Origin of the sequence: Pseudomonas sp. fls2-241-R2A-110 (genome assembly GCF_030209165.1) — a bacterium.
Lineage (GTDB): Bacteria > Pseudomonadota > Gammaproteobacteria > Pseudomonadales > Pseudomonadaceae > Aquipseudomonas.
The window spans coordinates 72194-90933 of the sequence record NZ_JARVSN010000027.1; the positions used below are offsets into that span (position 1 = coordinate 72194).

Sequence of the window (18740 nt, forward strand, 5' to 3'; positions counted from 1 at the left end):
AGCTCCGTTTAGCGGGTTTCGTTGAACAGTTCGCGACCGATCAGCATGCGACGGATCTCACTGGTGCCGGCGCCGATTTCGTACAGCTTGGCGTCACGCAGCAGACGACCGGCCGGGAATTCGTTGATGTAGCCGTTGCCACCGAGAATCTGGATCGCGTCGAGGGCCATTTGCGTGGCGCGTTCGGCGCTGTAGAGGATCACGCCAGCGGCGTCCTTGCGGGTGGTTTCGCCGCGCTCGCACGCCTGGGCCACCGCATACAGATAGGCGCGGCTGGCGTTCAGTTGGGTGTACATGTCGGCGACTTTGCCCTGGATCAGCTGAAATTCGCCGATGCTCTGGCCGAACTGTTTGCGGTCGTGAATGTACGGAACGATCAGGTCCATGCAGGCCTGCATGATCCCGGTCGGGCCGCCAGACAGCACGACGCGCTCGTAGTCGAGGCCGCTCATCAGCACTTTCACGCCGCCATTGAGGATGCCGAGAATGTTTTCTTCCGGCACTTCAACGTCGTCGAAGAACAATTCGCAGGTGTTGGAGCCGCGCATGCCCAGCTTGTCGAACTTGTTGCTGCGGCTGAAGCCTTTCCAGTCACGTTCGACGATAAACGCGGTGATGCCGTGCGGGCCTTTTTCCAGGTCGGTTTTGGCGTAGATCACGTAGGTGTTGGCGTCCGGACCGTTGGTAATCCAGGTTTTGCTGCCGTTGAGCACGTAGTGATCGCCGCGTTTATCGGCGCGCAACTTCATCGACACCACGTCGGAGCCGGCATTCGGCTCACTCATGGCCAGGGCACCGATGTGCTCGCCGCTGATCAGTTTTGGCAGGTACTTGGTTTTCTGTTCGTGATTGCCGTTGCGGTTGATCTGGTTGACGCACAGGTTGGAGTGCGCGCCGTAAGACAGGGCGACCGAGGCCGAGCCACGGCTGATTTCTTCCATGGCCACGACGTGGGCCAGATAGCCCAGGCCAGCGCCGCCGTATTCTTCCGCCACGGTGATGCCCAGCAGGCCCATGTCGCCAAATTTGCGCCACAAGTCGGCCGGGAACAGGTTGTCGATGTCGATCTGGGCCGCGCGTGGCGCGATCTCTTTGGCGACGAAGGACTGAACCTGATCGCGCAGCATGTCGATGGTTTCACCGAGGGCAAAGTTCAGGGATGGGTAGCTCATGGGTCACCTTTTGGCTTTTTTGTAGGGTGGGGAGGGCAGTGATTCAGCTCTCACCTTTACGTTAACGTAAGCCTGTGACGAATGGCTGTCAATCACCCTTTACGTTAACGTCAACTTGAGCGAGAGTAGAGGCACATTTTCTGTATCAACCCACTAATAAAGACAATAGGGGTCGTCATGGATCAACCCAGTGCAAATCCGCAGCGCAGCTACACCCGTGGATCCCAGGACAAAGCCTTGCTGGCGATGACCATCGGCGAGAAGTTCGATCAGACCGTCGCGCAATATCCGACCGGGGAGGCGCTGGTCGTGCGCCACCAACAGCTGCGTTACACCTGGCAGCAACTGGCCGAAGCCGTCGACCTGCACGCCAGAGCCCTGTTGGCGCTGGGGTTGCAGAGCGGTGACCGGCTCGGCATCTGGGCACCAAACTGCGCGCAGTGGTGTATCAGCCAGTTCGCCAGCGCGAAAATCGGCGTGATCCTGGTCAACATCAACCCGGCGTATCGCAGCTCCGAACTCGAATACGTGTTGAAGCAATCCGGCTGCCAATGGCTGGTCTGCGCGGGTTCGTTCAAGACCTCCAATTATCACGGCATGCTCCAGGGCCTGGTGCCGGAGCTGGCGGAGCAATCCATCGGAAAACTGCAGAGCGAACGCCTGCCCGAGTTGCGCGGTGTCATCAGTCTGGACGCACAGCCGCCATCAGGCTTCCTGCCGTGGTCGCAACTGGCCGACCTTGCGAGCAGCGTGTCGACAGAGCAATTGCACGCGCGTCAGGACAGTTTGCATTTCGACCAGCCGGTGAACATCCAATACACCTCTGGCACCACTGGCTTCCCGAAAGGCGCGACCCTCAGTCACTACAATATTCTCAACAACGGTTACATGGTCGGCGAAAGCCTCGGCTTGACGGCCAACGACCGACTGGTGATTCCAGTGCCGCTGTATCACTGCTTCGGCATGGTCATGGGCAATCTCGGCTGCATTACCCATGGCAGCACCATGATTTATCCCAACGACGCATTCGATCCGCTGCTGACCCTGACCACGGTGGCGGAAGAAAAGGCCACGGCGCTCTACGGCGTGCCAACCATGTTCATCGCCATGCTCGATCAGCCCCAGCGTGCCGAGTTTGATCTGTCGAGCCTGCGTACCGGGATCATGGCTGGAGCGACGTGTCCGATCGAGGTGATGCGCCGGGTCATCAGCGAAATGCACATGAGCGAAGTGCAGATTGCCTACGGCATGACGGAGACCAGTCCGGTGTCATTGCAGACCGGGCCGTCTGACGATCTGGAATTGCGCGTCACCACGGTCGGCCGCACCCAGCCGCAACTGGAAAGCAAGATCATCGACGAAGCGGGCAATCTGGTGCCGCGCGGCACCATTGGTGAGCTGTGCACACGCGGCTACAGCGTGATGCTCGGCTACTGGAACAACCCGCAAGGCACCGCCGAAGCCATCGATCAGGCCGGCTGGATGCACACCGGCGACCTGGCGAGCATGAACGAGGAAGGCTACGTCTGCATTGCCGGGCGCAACAAGGACATGATCATTCGCGGTGGTGAGAATATTTACCCGCGTGAGCTGGAAGAGTTCTTCTTTACCCACCCGGCGGTGGCCGATGTACAGGTAATCGGGATTCCGTGCTCGCGTTATGGCGAGGAGATTGTTGCCTGGATCAAGTTCCACCCGGGCCACAGCGCCACGGAACAAGAGCTGCAGGCTTGGTGCAAAGAGCGCATCGCGCACTTCAAGACGCCGCGTTACTTCAAGTTCGTGGAAGAATTTCCGATGACCGTGACCGGCAAGATCCAGAAATTCCGCATGCGCGAGATCAGTATCGAGGAGTTACGCGAAAAGCAGGTCTGACAATTTCTCCCTTGTGGGAGCCAGCCTGCTGGCGATAGCGGAGTGTCTGTAACATTCATCTGTCTGAACCACCGCTATCGCCAGCAGGCTGGCTCCCACAGGGGCGGTGGTGAAAACCCGAATCGCAGAAAGCACAAAGGGGAGCCGAAGCTCCCCTTTAATTTGTCGTTGCGCATGCTCTTTTTTTATTATTGAGGGGCGGTCTGTTGTTGTTTTTAGGGACCGTGACCCTTTACCGCTGTTTTTGTCGATCCCCATCCGGGATCAAGAGCAAACGTATTTTTTTGAGCGCTGATCTACTTTTTCGCTGAGCGATCCAACCAGTTCGGGAGCTACCTGAAGGTAGTTTTATTGTTCTCTGCCCGGTTGCGGGTTACTCCGAAAAGCACCCTGAAAAGCACATCCTCTCCAAAAAAATCTGTTAGCTGCGTCTCTGCCGTGTTGTTTTTGTTATGTCAGAGTCGTTACGTCTTATTTTTATTAGGTCTGCCGCTTTTTTTGTTCTTGTTATGCAATAGAGATAGCAGGAGCCGTGCCAACTTTTTAAAAGCCTTTAAAATCAATGGTTTGAGTTTTTCGTAAGGTTTCTGCCTCAGGCAAACCCCTACAATTTGTTTCCGTGTTACTCGCTTATCCCCACGTTTCAGATGCAGCGGTAACACCCGGACACATCACTGGGCGCTACGAGCCTTGGCCACGCGCGAACCGGTCGGACGTCCCAGCACGGAGCAAATCTGCTGCCCAGCCAGAATCAAGGCGTCCAGGTCTATTCCGGTGTCGATGCCCAAACCGTTGAGCAGGTAGACCACGTCCTCGGTGGCGACGTTACCGCTGGCGCCCTTGGCGTACGGGCAGCCGCCGAGGCCGGCGATGGAGCTGTCGAACACCGCGATGCCTTCCAGCAGGCTGGCGTAGATGTTGGCCATGGCCTGGCCATAGGTGTCGTGGAAATGTCCGGCCAGCTTTTCACGCGGCACTTGGGCCGAGACCACTTCGAACATCTTGCGGGTTGCGCCGGCGGTGCCCGTGCCGATGGTGTCGCCCAGGGAGACCTCATAGCAGCCCATGGCGTAGAGCTCGCGAGCGACCCGGGCGACTTGCTCAGGCGCAACGTTACCTTCGTAAGGACAGCCCAGCACGCAGGACACGTAACCGCGCACGCTTACGCCGTGTTGTTTCGCCGCGTCCATGATCGGAACGAAACGCTCAAGGCTTTCGCTGATCGAGCAGTTGATGTTGCGTTGCGAAAACGCTTCGGAGGCCGCCGCGAATACCGCGACTTCCTTGACCCCGGCGGCGATTGCGTCTTCAAACCCGCGCAGGTTGGGGGCGAGTGCGCCATAGGTCACGCCAGGCTTGCGCTGGATCTGCGCAAAAACTTCTGCTGAGCCGGCCATTTGCGGCACCCACTTGGGCGAGACGAAACTGCCGACTTCAATGTAGCCAAGGCCTGCGGCGGTCAGCGCGTCGACCAGTTGCACCTTGTCGGCAACGCTGATCGGTTGCGCTTCGTTTTGCAGACCGTCGCGGGGACCGACTTCGACCAGGCGTACGTGGGTGGGTAGAGACATGGGAATCGACCTGTGCTGATTGTCTGAATGTTCGGAAATCCCTGTGGGAACAGGCTTGCCCGCGATAGCGGTGGGTCAGCCAGCATCAATCTTGAATGACATGACCTCATCGCGGGCAAGCCCGCTCCCACAGGAGATCGTGTTGACCTACTGAGTCACTTGCTGGCTCTTGATCGTCTGTTCAAGCGCCTGGGTGCAACGCTCTTGCGCGGTGTCCAGTTCCAGCTTCATCTGCTCGATGTCGAGCATCTGCTGCTCCAGCTGTTCGCGGCGCTCGGCGATCTTGCTCAACATGGTTTGCAATTGTTTCTGATTGCCGCCGGTGGGGTCGTAAAGCTCGATCAACTCGCGGCATTCAGCCAGGGAGAAACCAATACGCTTGCCCCGCAGGATCAGCTTCAGACTGACCTTGTCGCGCGGGGTATAAACGCGTTCCTGGCCACGACGCTCAGGGCTGAGCAGGCCTTGCTCTTCATAAAAGCGAATGGCCCGCGTGGTGATGTCGAGCTCGCGGGCGAGGTCGGAAATGCTATAGGTCTGGCTGCTCATGGAAGCGCTCGAAAAAGGTCATGGCGCTAAGCTAATGTCAGGTTGACGTTTACGTCAAGGGGCTTGGATCTTTGGTGTTGCCGTTGGCCTCATCGCGGGCAAGCCCGCTCCCACAGGGATCGCGCTATACCGGTGGGAGCGGGCTTGCCCGCGATGAGCGATAACGCGGTCCAAAGCCCTACACCTTATCGAGCTTCTTCTCATGCGCCGTCACTTGCTGGCACAACTCGATCATCTGTTCGCGCATCCAGCGGTTGGCGGGGTCCTGGTCGGTGCTTTCGTGCCAGTAGAGGTGGGTTTCCACCGGCGGGACGTCGTTGACCGGCAGGTTCACCGAATACAGCTCATGGCGACGGGCGAAACGCTCGGGCACTGTCATGACCATGTCGGTCTGCTGCAACACCTGGGAAGCCATCAGGTAATGCTGGGAACGCAGCGCGATCTTGCGCTGGATGCCCATTTTCCCAAGGGCCAGGTCGACATGGCCCAGGCCACTGCGGCGGCTGGAAATGTGAATGTGGGTCAGCGACAAATAGTCGTCGAGGGTGAATTTTTCCTTGCCCGCCAGCGGATGGCCCTTGCGCATGGCACACACGTAACGGTCTTCCATCAGCTTGACGTGGCGCACTTGCGGGTCGGTGTTGAGTGGCGCATCGACGGCAAAGTCGAGCCGTCCAGCCGCCAGCTCCTTGGTGGTCTCGCGGCGTTTCGACAGGAAGCTTTCGATGATCACGGTCGGCGCCAGACGGCGCAGGCGCTGGAACAGCGGCGGCAGAATCACGGCCTCGGTGAGGTCGGTCATGCTGATGCGATACGTCTTGACCGCCTGCAACGGGTTGAAGATCCGGCTTTCCTGCACCGATACGCGCAGCAGCGAGAGGGCGTTACGCACCGGGCCGATAATGTTCTGGGCCATCGGTGTCGGCACCATGCCTTGCGCGGTGCGCACGAACAACGGGTCGTTGAAGGTCTCGCGCAGGCGGGCCAGGGCGTTCGATACCGCCGGCTGAGTAATGCCGACAATCTGCCCGGCGCGGGTCAGGTTGGCTTCGGTGTAGATCGCGTCGAAGACGATGAAAAGGTTGAGGTCGACCTTGCTCAGATTCATTGCGCGGCACTCTTATTGTTTGGGGCTTTTTGTTGTGGCCGGAGGCCTTTGCGATCACCCGATCATATATCGGTGATGAATGTTAATACACGCCGAGAATAGGCTAGGTAAATTTTCGTAGCTGTTCTAGCATCGATTGCATGACCTAAACAACCTCTTCCCAAGAAGGTAATTGCTCATGGATTTCGCTTATTCGCCCAAGGTTCAGGAACTGCGTGAGCGCGTGACCGCGTTCATGGACACTTACGTTTATCCCGCCGAAGCAGTGTTCGAGCGCCAGGTTGCCGAAGGCGATCGCTGGCAGCCGACCGCGATCATGGAAGAGCTCAAACTCAAGGCCAAGGCCGAAGGCCTGTGGAATTTGTTTCTGCCTGAGTCCGAACTCGGTGCAGGCCTGACCAACCTCGAATACGCGCCACTGGCGGAGATCATGGGCCGCTCGCTGCTCGGTCCGGAGCCATTCAACTGCTCCGCGCCAGACACCGGCAACATGGAAGTCCTGGTGCGTTACGCCAATGAAGAACAGAAACAACGCTGGCTCGAACCGCTGTTGCGCGGTGAGATCCGCTCGGCGTTCGCCATGACCGAACCGGACGTGGCATCGTCCGATGCCACCAACATGGCTGCCCGCGCTGTGCGTGATGGCGACGAGTGGGTGATCAACGGCAAGAAATGGTGGACCTCAGGCGCTTGCGATCCGCGCTGCAAGATCCTGATCTTCATGGGCCTGAGCAATCCGGACGCGCCACGCCACGCCCAGCATTCGATGATTCTGGTGCCGGTGGATACCCCGGGCGTGAAGATCGTTCGTCCGTTGCCAGTGTTCGGTTATGACGATGCACCTCACGGTCACGCTGAAGTGCTGTTTGAAAACGTGCGCGTGCCGTACGAAAACGTCCTGTTGGGTGAAGGGCGCGGCTTCGAAATCGCTCAGGGTCGTCTTGGCCCCGGCCGTATTCACCACTGCATGCGGTCGATCGGCATGGCTGAGCGTGCGCTGGAATTGATGTGCAAACGTGCGGTGAACCGCACCGCGTTCGGTAAACCGCTGGCCCGTCTGGGCGGCAATATCGACAAGATCGCCGACTCGCGCATGGAAATCGACATGGCGCGTCTGCTGACGTTGAAAGCGGCTTACATGATGGACACCGTCGGCAACAAGATTGCGAAAAGCGAGATTGCGCAGATCAAAGTGGTCGCGCCCAACGTGGCCTTGCGCGTTATTGACCGGTCGATCCAGATGCATGGCGGGGCAGGGGTTTCCAATGATTTCCCGCTGGCCTACATGTACGCGATGCAACGCACCCTGCGCCTGGCCGACGGCCCGGACGAAGTGCACCGCGCGGCGATTGGCAAGTTCGAGATCGGCAAGTACGTGCCCAAAGAGATGATGCGTAGCGGGCAGTAACCCTGCGCTATCGTTCATCGTCGGAACGCCGCCCGGAGCCGGTTCGCTCCCACATTTGATCTCCAGTATTCACTCGATCAATGTGGGAGCGAGCCTGCTCGTGATGGCGTCCGCCTGTTCAACACACCAACATCTGACTCAATACACCCAAACCTCAACCCGCCGATTCTTGATCCGCCCCTCATCCGCGCTGTTTGTCGCCACCGGCATCTCGGCGCCAAAACCGCGGATCTCGCGAAACACCACGCCGCCTCTCACCAGTTCGCGCCGCACCGCCATGGCCCGCAGCTTCGACAACAGATCGGCGCGTGCCGGGTCACTTTTCGCATCGCCAAATCCCACCAGTGTCACTTGCCGAGCGGTTTTGTCGTGCTGCTTTATATAGTCGAGCACCCGCGACAAGTCCTGTCGGGCCTTGTTGTCCAGGGTCGCGCTGCCTTCTTCAAAGCGAAAATTCACCGACAGGCGTTGTGCATGACGACTGAGCGCCTGGTAGGCCTCAGGCATCAGGGCGTTCGGCGTGACCGTCATGGCCTGTACGGTCTGGGCAATGAAGCCGTTGGCCGCGACAATCGCCTGGCCTTCGCTGCTTTGCGCAAACGTCACCAGCGCTTGGGCCCAGGGATTTTTCCCCTGCGGCGGTAAGTAAAAGAACAGTCGCCGGGACAGCGGATAGTCTTCCGTGGCAATCAGGTTGTTCAGCGGCAGCATGGCCTGGGATTGTCCGTCGGCGATCGCCACGGCTTTGGCCTTGAGCACATAAGGCAAACCGATGAAACCAATGCCTTGCGGGTCCTGGCTTACCGCGTCGGATAATTGCTCGCTGGATTCGAAGCGTTTCGCGGCGCTATTCAGCGTTTTTCCACGACGACTGAGAACCAATTCCTTGAAGGTGTCGTAGGTGCCCGATTGGTCATCGCGCGCGTACAGATGAATTGCCCCGCCACGGCCGCCCAACGCTTCCCAGGTCTTAGCCTCGCCGCTGAAAATGCGCGCCAGTTGTTCGGTGTTGAGCTGATTCAGCGGGTTTTGCGGATGGAGGATGATCGCCAGGCCATCGATGGCAATCACTTGCTCGGCATCCGGGCTTTTAAAGTCGCCCAGCGGTTCGAGTTCCAGGCGTTCGCTGTCCTTGATCGGACGCGACGAGGCGGCGAGATCGGCCGAGGCGTTTTTCAGGGCGCTGAATCCGGTGCTGGAACCATGGGCCGCGACATCCACCGCCACCCGTTGTCCCTGAGCGGTTTCGCCGACGACACGCAGTTCGTTGGCTTTGTCCGGGACTTCGCGATGAACCCTGAGCAGGCCCCGTTCGCGCATTAACCCCTCGACCAGCGCCGGCCCCAGTGCCGCACCGATGGTGTTGGAGCCCTGGATGCGCAAGACCGGGCCATTGTCGGAGAGCGGCAAATCGCTTGCCGAGGTCATCAATGGCAAACCGGCGCACAGCATCAACAGGAACAAAACGCGCAGCGTCATGCCGGCACCTTATATAGCCAAGGAAAGTGCCGGGAGAATAAGTCAGTAAGGTTTCCGAAAGATGACAGTGATCGTTCCCGCGCTCTGCGTGGGAATGCCTCTAGGGACGCTCCGCGTCCAGTGACGCGGAGCGTCACGGGCTATACACAGAGCGTGGGAACGATCATGTGAAGGCGGGGGAATCAGCTCAACTCAAGCCAGATCGGCGCATGATCCGAGGGCTTTTCCATGCCGCGCAGTTCGTAATCCACACCCGCGTCCTTCACGCGTGGCAACAAGCCATGAGACGCCATGATCAGGTCAATCCGCAGCCCGCGCTTGGGCTCGTCTTCGAAGCCGCGACTGCGGTAGTCGAACCAGCTGAAACGGTCGGCCACGTCCGGGTTCAAGTGACGGAAACTGTCCACCAGGCCCCAGTTCTTCAGGCGCGCCATCCACTCGCGTTCTTCCGGCAGGAAGCTGCATTTGCCGGTCTTGAGCCAGCGTTTCATGTTGTCCGGACCGATGCCGATGTCGCAGTCTTCCGGGGAAATGTTCACGTCTCCCATCACAACCACTGGCTGTTCATTGCTGAACTGCGATTCCAGCAACAGTTGCAGGTCGCTGTAGAAACGCTCTTTGGCCGGGAACTTGGTGGGGTGATCGCGGCTTTCGCCCTGTGGGAAATAGCCGTTCATGATGGTCACCGGCACGCCATCGGCGTCGGCGAACGTGCCCCAGATAAAGCGCCGTTGAGCGTCTTCTTCGTCGGTGGCGAAACCCTTGTGCAACGAAAGGGGTTCTTTACGCGAGAGCAGGGCGACGCCGTAATGGCCTTTCTGCCCGTGGAAATACACGTGATACCCCAGCGCCTGAACCTCGGCGAGCGGGAACTGGTCGTCGTGAACCTTGGTTTCCTGCAGCCCGATGACGTCTGGCTGATGCTTTTCGATCAGCGCCGCCAACTGATGCGGACGAGCGCGCAGCCCGTTGATGTTGAACGAGACGATCTTCATGGTCGGCAGTCCTGGCAAAAGGGCGATGCTAGCTGACCTGTAGGAATCGGGCCAGTGTTGGGGTGAGGGGATTCACTGTGTTCTGTCAGATCCATTAGCAATCAGGCCTCATCGCGGGCAAGCCTGCTCCCACAGGTTACGAGTCTGGTCTATACCTTTTGGGAGCGAGCTTGCTCGCGATGACGGCTTACGCATCGGCACTGATTTGGATCAGCAAGGAACTGTGTCGGCGCTATAGGCTCGTAACCAGAAGAGCGCAGTCATTTGAACAGCGCCCCGGGGAGAAATACCGTTATGCCCGAAACCTCGACCGCCATTGCCGATATTCACATGCTCGACAGCGGCTATGCCCACGAAGCGCGCTCCCTTCTTTACCACGCCTACCGACACGAGCCGACTTTCCGTTACCTGTTCGAAGCCGAACGCCCCGGCTATGAACATCGCGTGCGAGCGACCGTGCGCGAACTGGTCAAGCAACATTTTCTGCAGGACTTGCCGGCCATCGGCCTGTTGGTCAACGACCGGTTGATCGGCATTGCCCTGATTGCACCGCCGCAACGCCGGCTGGGCATTACCGAAAGTTGGGCGTGGCGTCTGCGCATGGTGCTCAGCACCGGATTTCGGTGCACCCGTCGCTACCTCGATTACCACGCCGCAGTGGCTGCCTGTGTGCCGACCGACTCGGTGCACGTCCTTCCGTTACTGGGGATCCATCCGCAGTTCCAGGGCCAACATTTCGGCGAGCAACTGCTGCAAGCGGTGCATAACTGGTGCGCGGTGGATGAAAACTCCCAAGGCGTGATCCTCGATACCGGGAATCCTCGTTATCTGGAGTTCTATAAGCGTCAGGGCTATGAGGAAATTGGCGAGGTCGCCGTAGGACCGATTCGCGAGCACGTATTTTTCCACGCCAATCCCCAGGTGTTACAAACAGCAACGGCATAAAGGTAGAACTTTGACCCCACACCAGGCTCTATCACGCTCCCAAGCTCGTGATAGCATCCGCGCCTATGAAGTTTCCAGGAAGATTCACCAGTGGCGTGCTGATGCTGTTAACCAGCTGCGCGGCGCTGGCGCAAAGTGAATTGGATGTGCGGATCAAACCGTCCAACGATGAACTGAAGGCCAATATAGAGGGCTATATCGGCAGCCTCGGCGATCGTGACGAGCAAGCGTTGTTGCGCTTCAGTCGTGGTGCCGAGGAGCAGGCGCGCAAGGCCGCCCAGGCTTTGGGTTATTACCAGCCGCACATCGACAGTGACGTGAAAGGCGGCAAGACCCCACGCCTGGTGCTCAATATCGATCCCGGCGAGCCGGTGCATTTACGCAATGTCACGATTCGCATCGACGGCCCTGCCGCGTCCCTCAAGGCCTTCCGCGTTCCCCAAAGCCATGCGTTGCAAACTGGCGCCGTGCTCAATCACGGCAATTATGAGGACGCCAAGCGGCTGATTCAGAACCAGGCCTCGCGCTACGGCTTTTTCAGCGGTTATTTCACCCACCAGACATTGTCAGTCGACCCGCGAGCCGGCGTCGCCGACATCGAGCTCATCTATAACAGCGGTCCGCGTTACACCCTGGGCAAGGTCAGTTTCGAAGGTGACACGCCGTTCGACGAAGACCTGCTGCGGCGGATGGTGCCGTTCAAGCAAGGCGCACCTTACGATTCCGAACTGATCGCCGAACTCAATCAGGCCATGCAGGCCAGCGGCTATTTCGAGAGCGTGCGCGTAGATGCGGCACCCACGGCGGCCAAGAACGATGTGATTCCGGTCGACGTCAAACTTGAAACCCGCAAGCCGCGGACCATGGGCCTGGGGCTGGGTTTTTCCACTGACGTCGGCCCACGGGTCAAGGCCAACTGGACCCGGCACTGGGTCAACCCGCAGGGGCACAGCTATGGCTGGGAGACCGAAGTCTCGGCGCCACGGCAGAACGTTGGTGTGTTCTACGACATTCCCCTGGACCCGCCGCTGACCGACAAACTGCGCTTCGCCGGGGGGTATCAGAACGAAGAAATCGCCGACAAGGACTCTCTGAGCAAACTGCTGACATTGGGGCCTGAGTGGCACAGCAAATTGCCCAGTGGCTGGCAGCGCGTGGTCTCGCTCAAGTGGCAGCGTGAGGAATACCGGCTCGGCGACGATTCGGGGCTCAGCAATTTGCTGATGCCGGGCATTACCTATTCGTATTTGAAAAGCGACAACCGCATCGATCCGCACAACGGCTATCGCCTGCAATTCGAGACCAAAGTGGCCAAGGAAGGCTTGGGTTCGGACACCAATCTGGTGTACGGCACCGCGCTGGTGAAAGGCTTGACCACGGTCTTCGATAAACACCGTTTCCTCGGTCGGGTGCAGGTCGGCGGCAGCGCCACCAATGGCTACAAGTCGGTGCCGCCGTCATTACGCTTCTATGCCGGTGGTGATCAGAGCGTGCGCGGTTACGATTATCAGAGCCTGTCCCCGGAAAACTCCAACGGCGACCGCATCGGTGGCCGCTACATGGTCGCCGGCAGCGTCGAGTATCAGTACTCCATCGCCGAAAAATGGCGGGTCGCGACCTTTGTTGACCAGGGCAACTCCTTTAATACACTCGACCTGCCGAACCTCAAGACCGGCGTTGGTATCGGCGTTCGCTGGGTTTCGCCTGTGGGGCCGATTCGTCTCGACCTGGCCCACGCACTAGACGACGACGGCGGCATCCGCTTGCACTTTTCCATGGGGCCTGAGCTGTGAAGCGTGGTTTGAAAATAACGCTGCTGGCAATTCTGGCGCTGCTGATGCTGGTCGTCCTGGCAGTGACCACGGTATTGGGCACGGCGACGGGTAGCCGTTGGGCGCTCGGTTTTGTACCGGGTTTGACCGTCGAAAATTTCCAGGGCCGATTGGGCGGGCAGTGGAGTGCTGATCATCTGTTGTGGCAGCAGGGCAGCAGTCGCGTTGAGCTCAGCAAGCCGATTTTTGCCTGGTCGCCGCTGTGCCTGATGCGCATGACGCTGTGCATCGAGCAATTGAAGGCCGATCAGGTCAGCCTGCAATTGCCGCCGGGCACTGAAGAAGCCAGCAGTGGACCCATCGCGCTGCCGAATTTGAAACTGCCACTGGCCATCGAACTGGGTGATGTTCAGGTCGGCAGCCTGCTGTTCAATGGCAGCGAAGAACTCAAAGGCTTGCAACTGGCTGCACACTGGACCGCGCAAGGCTTGCAGATCGATTCGGTGAAGTTGCAACGCGACGAGCTCAGCCTGAATCTGTCCGGCCTGCTGCAACCCAGCGGCGATTGGCCGCTGAAGGCCGAAGGCACACTGACCCTGCCGGCCCCGCAGCCCTGGAGCCTGGCGCTGAAGGTCGACGGTGATTTGCTGAAAACTCTCAACCTGAAAGCCGACAGCAGTGGTTACCTCAACGGGCAATTGAGCGGCGAAGTACAACCGCTGACGGAGAACCTGCCCGCCAAAGTGCGCATCACCGCCGACAGCTTTAAGCCCAGCGCCGATCTGCCGGACACCTTGCAACTCAATCAAGTGGAACTCACCGGCGACGGCGACCTGAAAAACGGTTACCAATTACTCGGCAAAGCGACATTGCCCGCAGAAAAGGGCCCGGTCGCCTTGTTGCTGCAAGGCAAGGTCGATGCCCAAGGCGCACAGATTGCCGCGCTCGACCTGACCGCCAACGACAAGCAAAGCCTCAAACTCACCGGGCAACTGGATTGGAGCAAAGGCCTGAGCGCCGACGCGAAAATCGACTGGCTGGATTTCCCGTGGCATCGCCTCTATCCGTTGATCGATGAGCCAGAAGTCGCGTTGCGCAGCTTCAACGGACAAGTCTCCTACACCGACGGCAAATACCTGGGCAGCTTCAAAGCGGCGCTGGATGGCCCGGCAGGTGCGTTCAACCTGAGCAGCCCGTTCAGCGGCGACCTGACGAAAATCTACCTGCAACAAATCCAGCTCGAAGCCGGGCAGGGCAAGGCCGAAGGACATCTGAACCTGCAATTTGCCGATGGCATTGCCTGGGACACCGCCCTGGATCTGTCGGCGATCAACCCGGCGTACTGGGTCGCGGAGTTGCCGGGCACACTGGCCGGACCGCTGCGCAGCAAAGGCGAGATGAAAAATGAACAACTCAGCCTGAACGCCGACCTCGACCTCAAAGGCAAACTGCGCGGCCAACCGGCGGTGATCCAGGCCAAGGCCGATGGCGGCGGCGCGCAATGGAACCTCAACGCGCTGCAAATCCGCCTCGGCGACAACAGCATCAGCGGCAAGGGCAGTCTGCAACAGAAGCTGGCCGGCCAGATCGACATCAAGCTGCCGCGCCTGGCCCAACTCTGGCCACAGCTGCGCGGCCAGATCAACGGTCGCCTCGATGTCGCCGGCACGCTCAAGGCACCGCAAGGCAAGCTCGGGCTGCAAGGCACGCAACTGGCCTTCCAGGACAATCGCCTGCAAAGCCTGAACCTGGACGCGAACCTCGACAGCGCGCAACGGGCGAAAATCGACCTCAAGGGCAGTGGCATTCAGGCCGGCGACACCGCACTGGGAACGTTGACCGCCAGCGGTCAGGGCGATATCAAAAACCAGAAACTGACCCTCGATCTGCAAGGGCCGAAGCTGAAACTGGCGCTCGGCCTCGACGGTGCGCTGGACAAGGGCAACTGGCGCGGTCGTCTGGCCAGTGGTGAAATCCAGGCCGGTGGTCAGGCCTGGACGCTGCAAGGCCCGGCCAGGCTCGAACGATTGGCTGATGGCAAAATCAATTTCGGCTCCCATTGCTGGATGTCCGGCCCGGCCAGCCTGTGCGGTGAAGACCAGCGCTTGATGCCTGAACCGAGGCTGCGTTACCACCTCAAGCAATTCCCGATCGAAAGCCTGGCGCAGTGGTTGCCAAAGGATTTCGCCTGGAACGGCAAGCTCAACGCCGACCTGCAACTGGACTTGCCGGCCAGCGGCCCGAACGGCCAGATCAGCATCGACGCCAGCGGCGGCACTTTGCGCATGAAGGAAAAGGATCAGTGGCTGGACTTCCCGTACCAGACCTTGCTGCTGACCAGCAAACTCACGCCCAAACGCATCGACACCGACCTCAACTTCGTCGGCGGCAAGCTCGGCGAATTGCGGGTGCAGGCGCAGATCAATCCGTTGCCGAATAACAAACCGCTGACCGGCTCGTTCCGCCTCAGTGGCCTGGACCTGTCCGTCGCGCGCCCGTTTGTGCCGATGGTCGAGAAGCTCACGGGCCGCCTCAATGGCAGCGGCACGCTCTCCGGCACGCTGTTGGCGCCTCTGGTCAATGGCAATCTGCTGCTCAGCGACGGTGAAGTGTCCGGGCCGGAACTGCCGATAGAGTTGCAAGCTTTGCAGCTACAGGCGGTGATTGCCGGCGAAACCGTGCAACTGAACGGCGGCTGGAAAAGCGGCAAGACCGGGCAGGGCACTCTCAACGGCAACATCGCCTGGGGCCAGGCGCTGGTGGTGGACCTGGCCCTCAAAGGCACACAGTTGCCGGTCAGCGTCGAGCCATACGCCAAGCTCGAAGTGGCGCCGGACCTGAAAATCTCGATGAAGGGCGACGAGTTGGCGATTGCCGGCAAAGTGTTGGTGCCCAGGGGCGACATCACAGTGCGCGAACTGCCTCCCTCGACGGTCAAGCTGTCCGGGGACACGGTGATCGTCGGCCAGCAGACCGAAGAGGGCAAGCCACCACTGGCGATGAAAATGGACATCGACGTGGTGGTCGGTGAGGACAAACTCAGCTTTGCCGGGTTTGGCCTGACCGCCAACCTGCAAGGTCATGTGCACATTGGCGACAACATGGACACCCGCGGCGAGCTCTGGCTCAACGATGGCCGTTATCGCGCCTATGGCCAGCGCCTGACGGTGCGTCGGGCGCGCTTGCTGTTTGCCGGTCCCATCGATCAGCCATACCTGGACATCGAAGCAATTCGCCAGTCCGACGACATCATCGCCGGCATTCGCCTCAGCGGCAGCGCCGAGCAGCCCACCACGCAGATTTTCTCCGAACCGGCCATGAGCCAGGAACAGGCCTTGTCCTATCTGGTACTGGGGCGTCCGCTGAGCAGCAACGGAGAAGACAACAACATGCTGGCCCAGGCGGCGCTTGGGTTGGGCCTGATGGGCAGTTCCGGCGTGACCAGCGGGCTGGCCAAGAATCTGGGGATTCAGGACTTCCAGCTCGATACCGAGGGCAGCGGCAACACCACCAGCGTCGTGGCCAGCGGCAACCTCTCGGAAAAACTCAGCCTGCGCTATGGCGTCGGCGTGTTTGAGCCGGCCAACACGATTGCCTTGCGCTACAAGCTGAGCAAAAAGGTCTACCTCGAAGCCGCTGGCGGCGTGGCCAGTTCGCTGGACATCTTCTACAAGCGGGATTTCTAAGCCCCCACCATGATCGTTCCCACGCTCTGCGTGGGAATGCCGCCCGGGACGCTCCGCGTCCCTTCCCAAGCCGAACGCAGAGCGTCCGTAGAGGCATTCCCACGCAGAGCGTGGGAACGATCAGCCGTGAGCCATTTATCAGCTAAATAGCAAGCAACCTAACTATTACGTTGACATTCGCTGCCTAGGCAGTAACATCTCGTCATACATTCTCTGCCTAGGCAGCTAATTGGTGGTCAGATGAAACATTTCACGCCAGACGAATTCCAGAATTGCCATCTCGGCCTCCTGCTCGGGCGCGCCGCTCTGCTCAAGGACCGGATCATCGATACGCACATGGAGCCCCACGGCATCACCGCCGCGCAGTTCAAAGTGCTGATCATCATGGCCCAGTTCGGTGTCGATACGCCGGCCGAGCTGTGCCGGCACCTGTCGCTGGACAGCGGTTCGATGACCCGCATGCTCGATCGTCTGGAACAGAAAGGTTTCCTCGCCCGCCAGCGTTCCGAGGCGGATCGCCGTCAGGTGCAACTGGTGCTGACCGAAGAAGGCCAGAAGCTCGCCGACCGGCTGCCGCACATCGGCGCTGACGCGATGAATGAACTGGCCGGCGCGATCACACCGGATGAGCTGAAAACCCTGGAACAGATCCTCAAGAAAATATTGGTGGCGGCGGGTGACTCGATCACCTTGCTGCGGGTAGGTGACAAATGAGCAGTAAAACCCTGCGTGCCGGTTTGAGCCTGGTGCTGGTGGCCATGACCCTGGCCGGATGCGCCAGCTATAGCGGCCTGACCACCGAAGGCGTCAGCCTCGATGCGAAAAACCTCAAGGCCGGACAATCCCTCAACGGCGTGACCCTGTCGCCGGCGGCCTGGCCGAAAAGCGACTGGTGGACCAGCCTGGGCGATCCGCAACTCGATGGTCTGATCCGCGAAGCCCTGCACGACAGCCCCGACATGCAAATCGCCGACGCTCGTGCGCACCAGGCCAGCGCCGCTGCCTATGCCGCCGACGCTGCGCGGATGCCGACCCTCGACGCCAGCGCCGGTGTCAGCCGTTCGCGTCTGGCCCGCGATCAGGACCCGAGCGGGCAGGGCGGCACTTACTCCACCCTGCGCAATATCGGCGCCAGCTTCAATTACAACTTCGACCTCTGGGGCGGTCAGCGTGATGCCTGGGAAGCGGCGCTGGGCCAGGCCCGTGCGGCCGAAGTCGATCAGCAGGCCGCTCAGCTGACATTGTCTGCCGATGTGGCTCGTGCCTATAGCGATCTGGGCCAGGCGCACATCATCTATGACCTGGCCAATGAAGACCTCAAACGTACTCGGCAAATGCTCGACCTGAGTCAGCGTCGCCTGAGTTCGGGGATCGACAGTCAGTACCAGTTCCAGCAAACAGAAAGCCTGGAAGCCAGCTCCGAAGCCAGCCTGATCGATGCCGAAAAACGCCTGCAAAGCGCGAAAATCGCCCTGGCCGTGCTGCTGGGCAAAGGCCCGGATCGCGGAAACGAGATTGCCCGGCCGAAAGTTCTTCAGGCCAGCGCCGTTGCATTGCCGTCGGTGTTGCCGGCCGAATTGCTCGGTCGTCGTCCCGATCTGGTGGCTGCGCGTTGGCGGGTCGAGGCCGCGAGCAAGAACATCGCTGCGGGCAAGACCCAGTTCTATCCCAACTTGAACTTGAGCGCGGCGGCGGGTGCCGAATCTTTACTGGGTGATGCGATGTTTGGTTCGGCGAGCCGTTTCTTCAACATCGCGCCAACCATTTCCGTGCCGATTTTCGATGGTGGCCGCCTGCGCGCCAACCTCGACTCACGCGACGCCGATTACGACCTCGCCGTGGCGCAGTACAACAAAAGCCTGGTGAAAGCGCTGGGCGATGTCAGCGACACCATCAACCAGTTGCGCGATATCGGCCGGCAGATCGGGGCACAGCAACACGCCACCGACATTGCCCAGGATTCTTACAACACCGTGGTCCAGCGGTACGGTTCCGGCATCGGCAACTACCTGGACGTGCTCAGCATCGAGCAGCAATTGCTCCAGGCCCAGCGTCAGCTGGCCAACCTGAATGCCGAGCAGATCGACTTGTCGATCCAATTGATGCAGGCGCTGGGCGGCGGCTTCCAAGGCGAAACCCTGACCGCAGCCAACGCAACCCCAGCCACGCAGCACAACTAA

Annotated in this window: 13 protein-coding genes; 7 read left to right on the top strand and 6 right to left on the bottom strand. The window is 59.9% G+C overall.

Going from position 1 to position 18740, the window contains the following annotated elements; genetic code table 11:
- Positions 1-8: 8 nt before the first annotated feature.
- Complete coding sequence (locus QRN31_RS22555) at positions 9-1172, bottom strand: isovaleryl-CoA dehydrogenase (protein ID WP_285434658.1); 1164 nt, start codon at positions 1170-1172, stop codon at positions 9-11.
- Positions 1173-1349: 177 nt separating this feature from the next.
- Here QRN31_RS22555 and QRN31_RS22560 point away from each other — a divergent pair, with 177 nt between their 5' ends.
- A complete protein-coding gene (locus tag QRN31_RS22560; protein WP_285434659.1) occupies positions 1350-3047 on the top strand; it encodes an AMP-binding protein in 1698 nt (565 codons plus the stop codon).
- A gap of 671 nt (positions 3048-3718) precedes the next feature.
- On the opposite strand, the gene QRN31_RS22565 is transcribed toward QRN31_RS22560, so the two are convergent.
- The 3 genes from QRN31_RS22565 to QRN31_RS22575 all read right to left on the bottom strand — a co-directional run bounded on the left by QRN31_RS22565 (position 3719) and on the right by QRN31_RS22575 (position 6275).
- Positions 3719-4618 carry a hydroxymethylglutaryl-CoA lyase gene (locus QRN31_RS22565; RefSeq protein ID WP_222587646.1) on the bottom strand — a complete coding sequence of 300 codons (900 nt, stop codon included), beginning with the start codon at positions 4616-4618 and terminating at the stop codon, positions 3719-3721.
- Between the two features lie 147 nt (positions 4619-4765).
- Positions 4766-5167 carry a MerR family transcriptional regulator gene (locus QRN31_RS22570; protein ID WP_285434660.1) on the bottom strand — a complete coding sequence of 134 codons (402 nt, stop codon included), beginning with the start codon at positions 5165-5167 and terminating at the stop codon, positions 4766-4768.
- Positions 5168-5345: 178 nt separating this feature from the next.
- Positions 5346-6275, bottom strand: coding sequence for a LysR family transcriptional regulator (locus tag QRN31_RS22575; RefSeq protein ID WP_090185769.1), 930 nt, complete (start codon positions 6273-6275; stop codon positions 5346-5348).
- 178 nt (positions 6276-6453) lie between these two features.
- Between QRN31_RS22575 and QRN31_RS22580 the strand changes: the two genes are divergently transcribed.
- Entirely contained in the window at positions 6454-7683 is a 1230-nt protein-coding gene (locus QRN31_RS22580) for an acyl-CoA dehydrogenase (RefSeq protein WP_259156544.1), read from the top strand.
- Positions 7684-7821: 138 nt separating this feature from the next.
- Here QRN31_RS22580 and QRN31_RS22585 read toward each other — a convergent pair whose 3' ends face one another.
- Together QRN31_RS22585 and xthA are read right to left on the bottom strand one after the other, a co-directional pair.
- Positions 7822-9162, bottom strand: a complete 1341-nt coding sequence (locus tag QRN31_RS22585; RefSeq protein WP_285434661.1) for a substrate-binding domain-containing protein — start codon at positions 9160-9162, stop codon at positions 7822-7824.
- Between the two features lie 182 nt (positions 9163-9344).
- Positions 9345-10157: an exodeoxyribonuclease III gene (gene xthA, locus QRN31_RS22590; protein WP_285434663.1), complete on the bottom strand. Its 813-nt coding sequence runs from the start codon at positions 10155-10157 to the stop codon at positions 9345-9347.
- A gap of 294 nt (positions 10158-10451) precedes the next feature.
- On the opposite strand from xthA, the gene QRN31_RS22595 reads away from it, so the two are divergent.
- From QRN31_RS22595 to QRN31_RS22615, 5 genes are all read left to right on the top strand, one after another.
- On the top strand, positions 10452-11102 hold the full coding sequence (locus QRN31_RS22595) for a GNAT family N-acetyltransferase (RefSeq protein ID WP_285434664.1): 651 nt from the start codon (positions 10452-10454) through the stop codon (positions 11100-11102).
- A gap of 65 nt (positions 11103-11167) precedes the next feature.
- Entirely contained in the window at positions 11168-12895 is a 1728-nt protein-coding gene (locus QRN31_RS22600; protein WP_285434665.1) for an autotransporter assembly complex protein TamA, read from the top strand.
- Positions 12892-16560: a translocation/assembly module TamB domain-containing protein gene (locus tag QRN31_RS22605; protein ID WP_285434666.1), complete on the top strand. Its 3669-nt coding sequence runs from the start codon at positions 12892-12894 to the stop codon at positions 16558-16560. Before QRN31_RS22600 ends, QRN31_RS22605 begins: the two co-directional genes overlap by 4 nt.
- A 240-nt stretch (positions 16561-16800) precedes the next feature.
- Positions 16801-17274: a MarR family winged helix-turn-helix transcriptional regulator gene (locus QRN31_RS22610; protein WP_090185733.1), complete on the top strand. Its 474-nt coding sequence runs from the start codon at positions 16801-16803 to the stop codon at positions 17272-17274.
- On the top strand, positions 17271-18740 hold the full coding sequence (locus tag QRN31_RS22615; protein WP_285434667.1) for an efflux transporter outer membrane subunit: 1470 nt from the start codon (positions 17271-17273) through the stop codon (positions 18738-18740). Before QRN31_RS22610 ends, QRN31_RS22615 begins: the two co-directional genes overlap by 4 nt.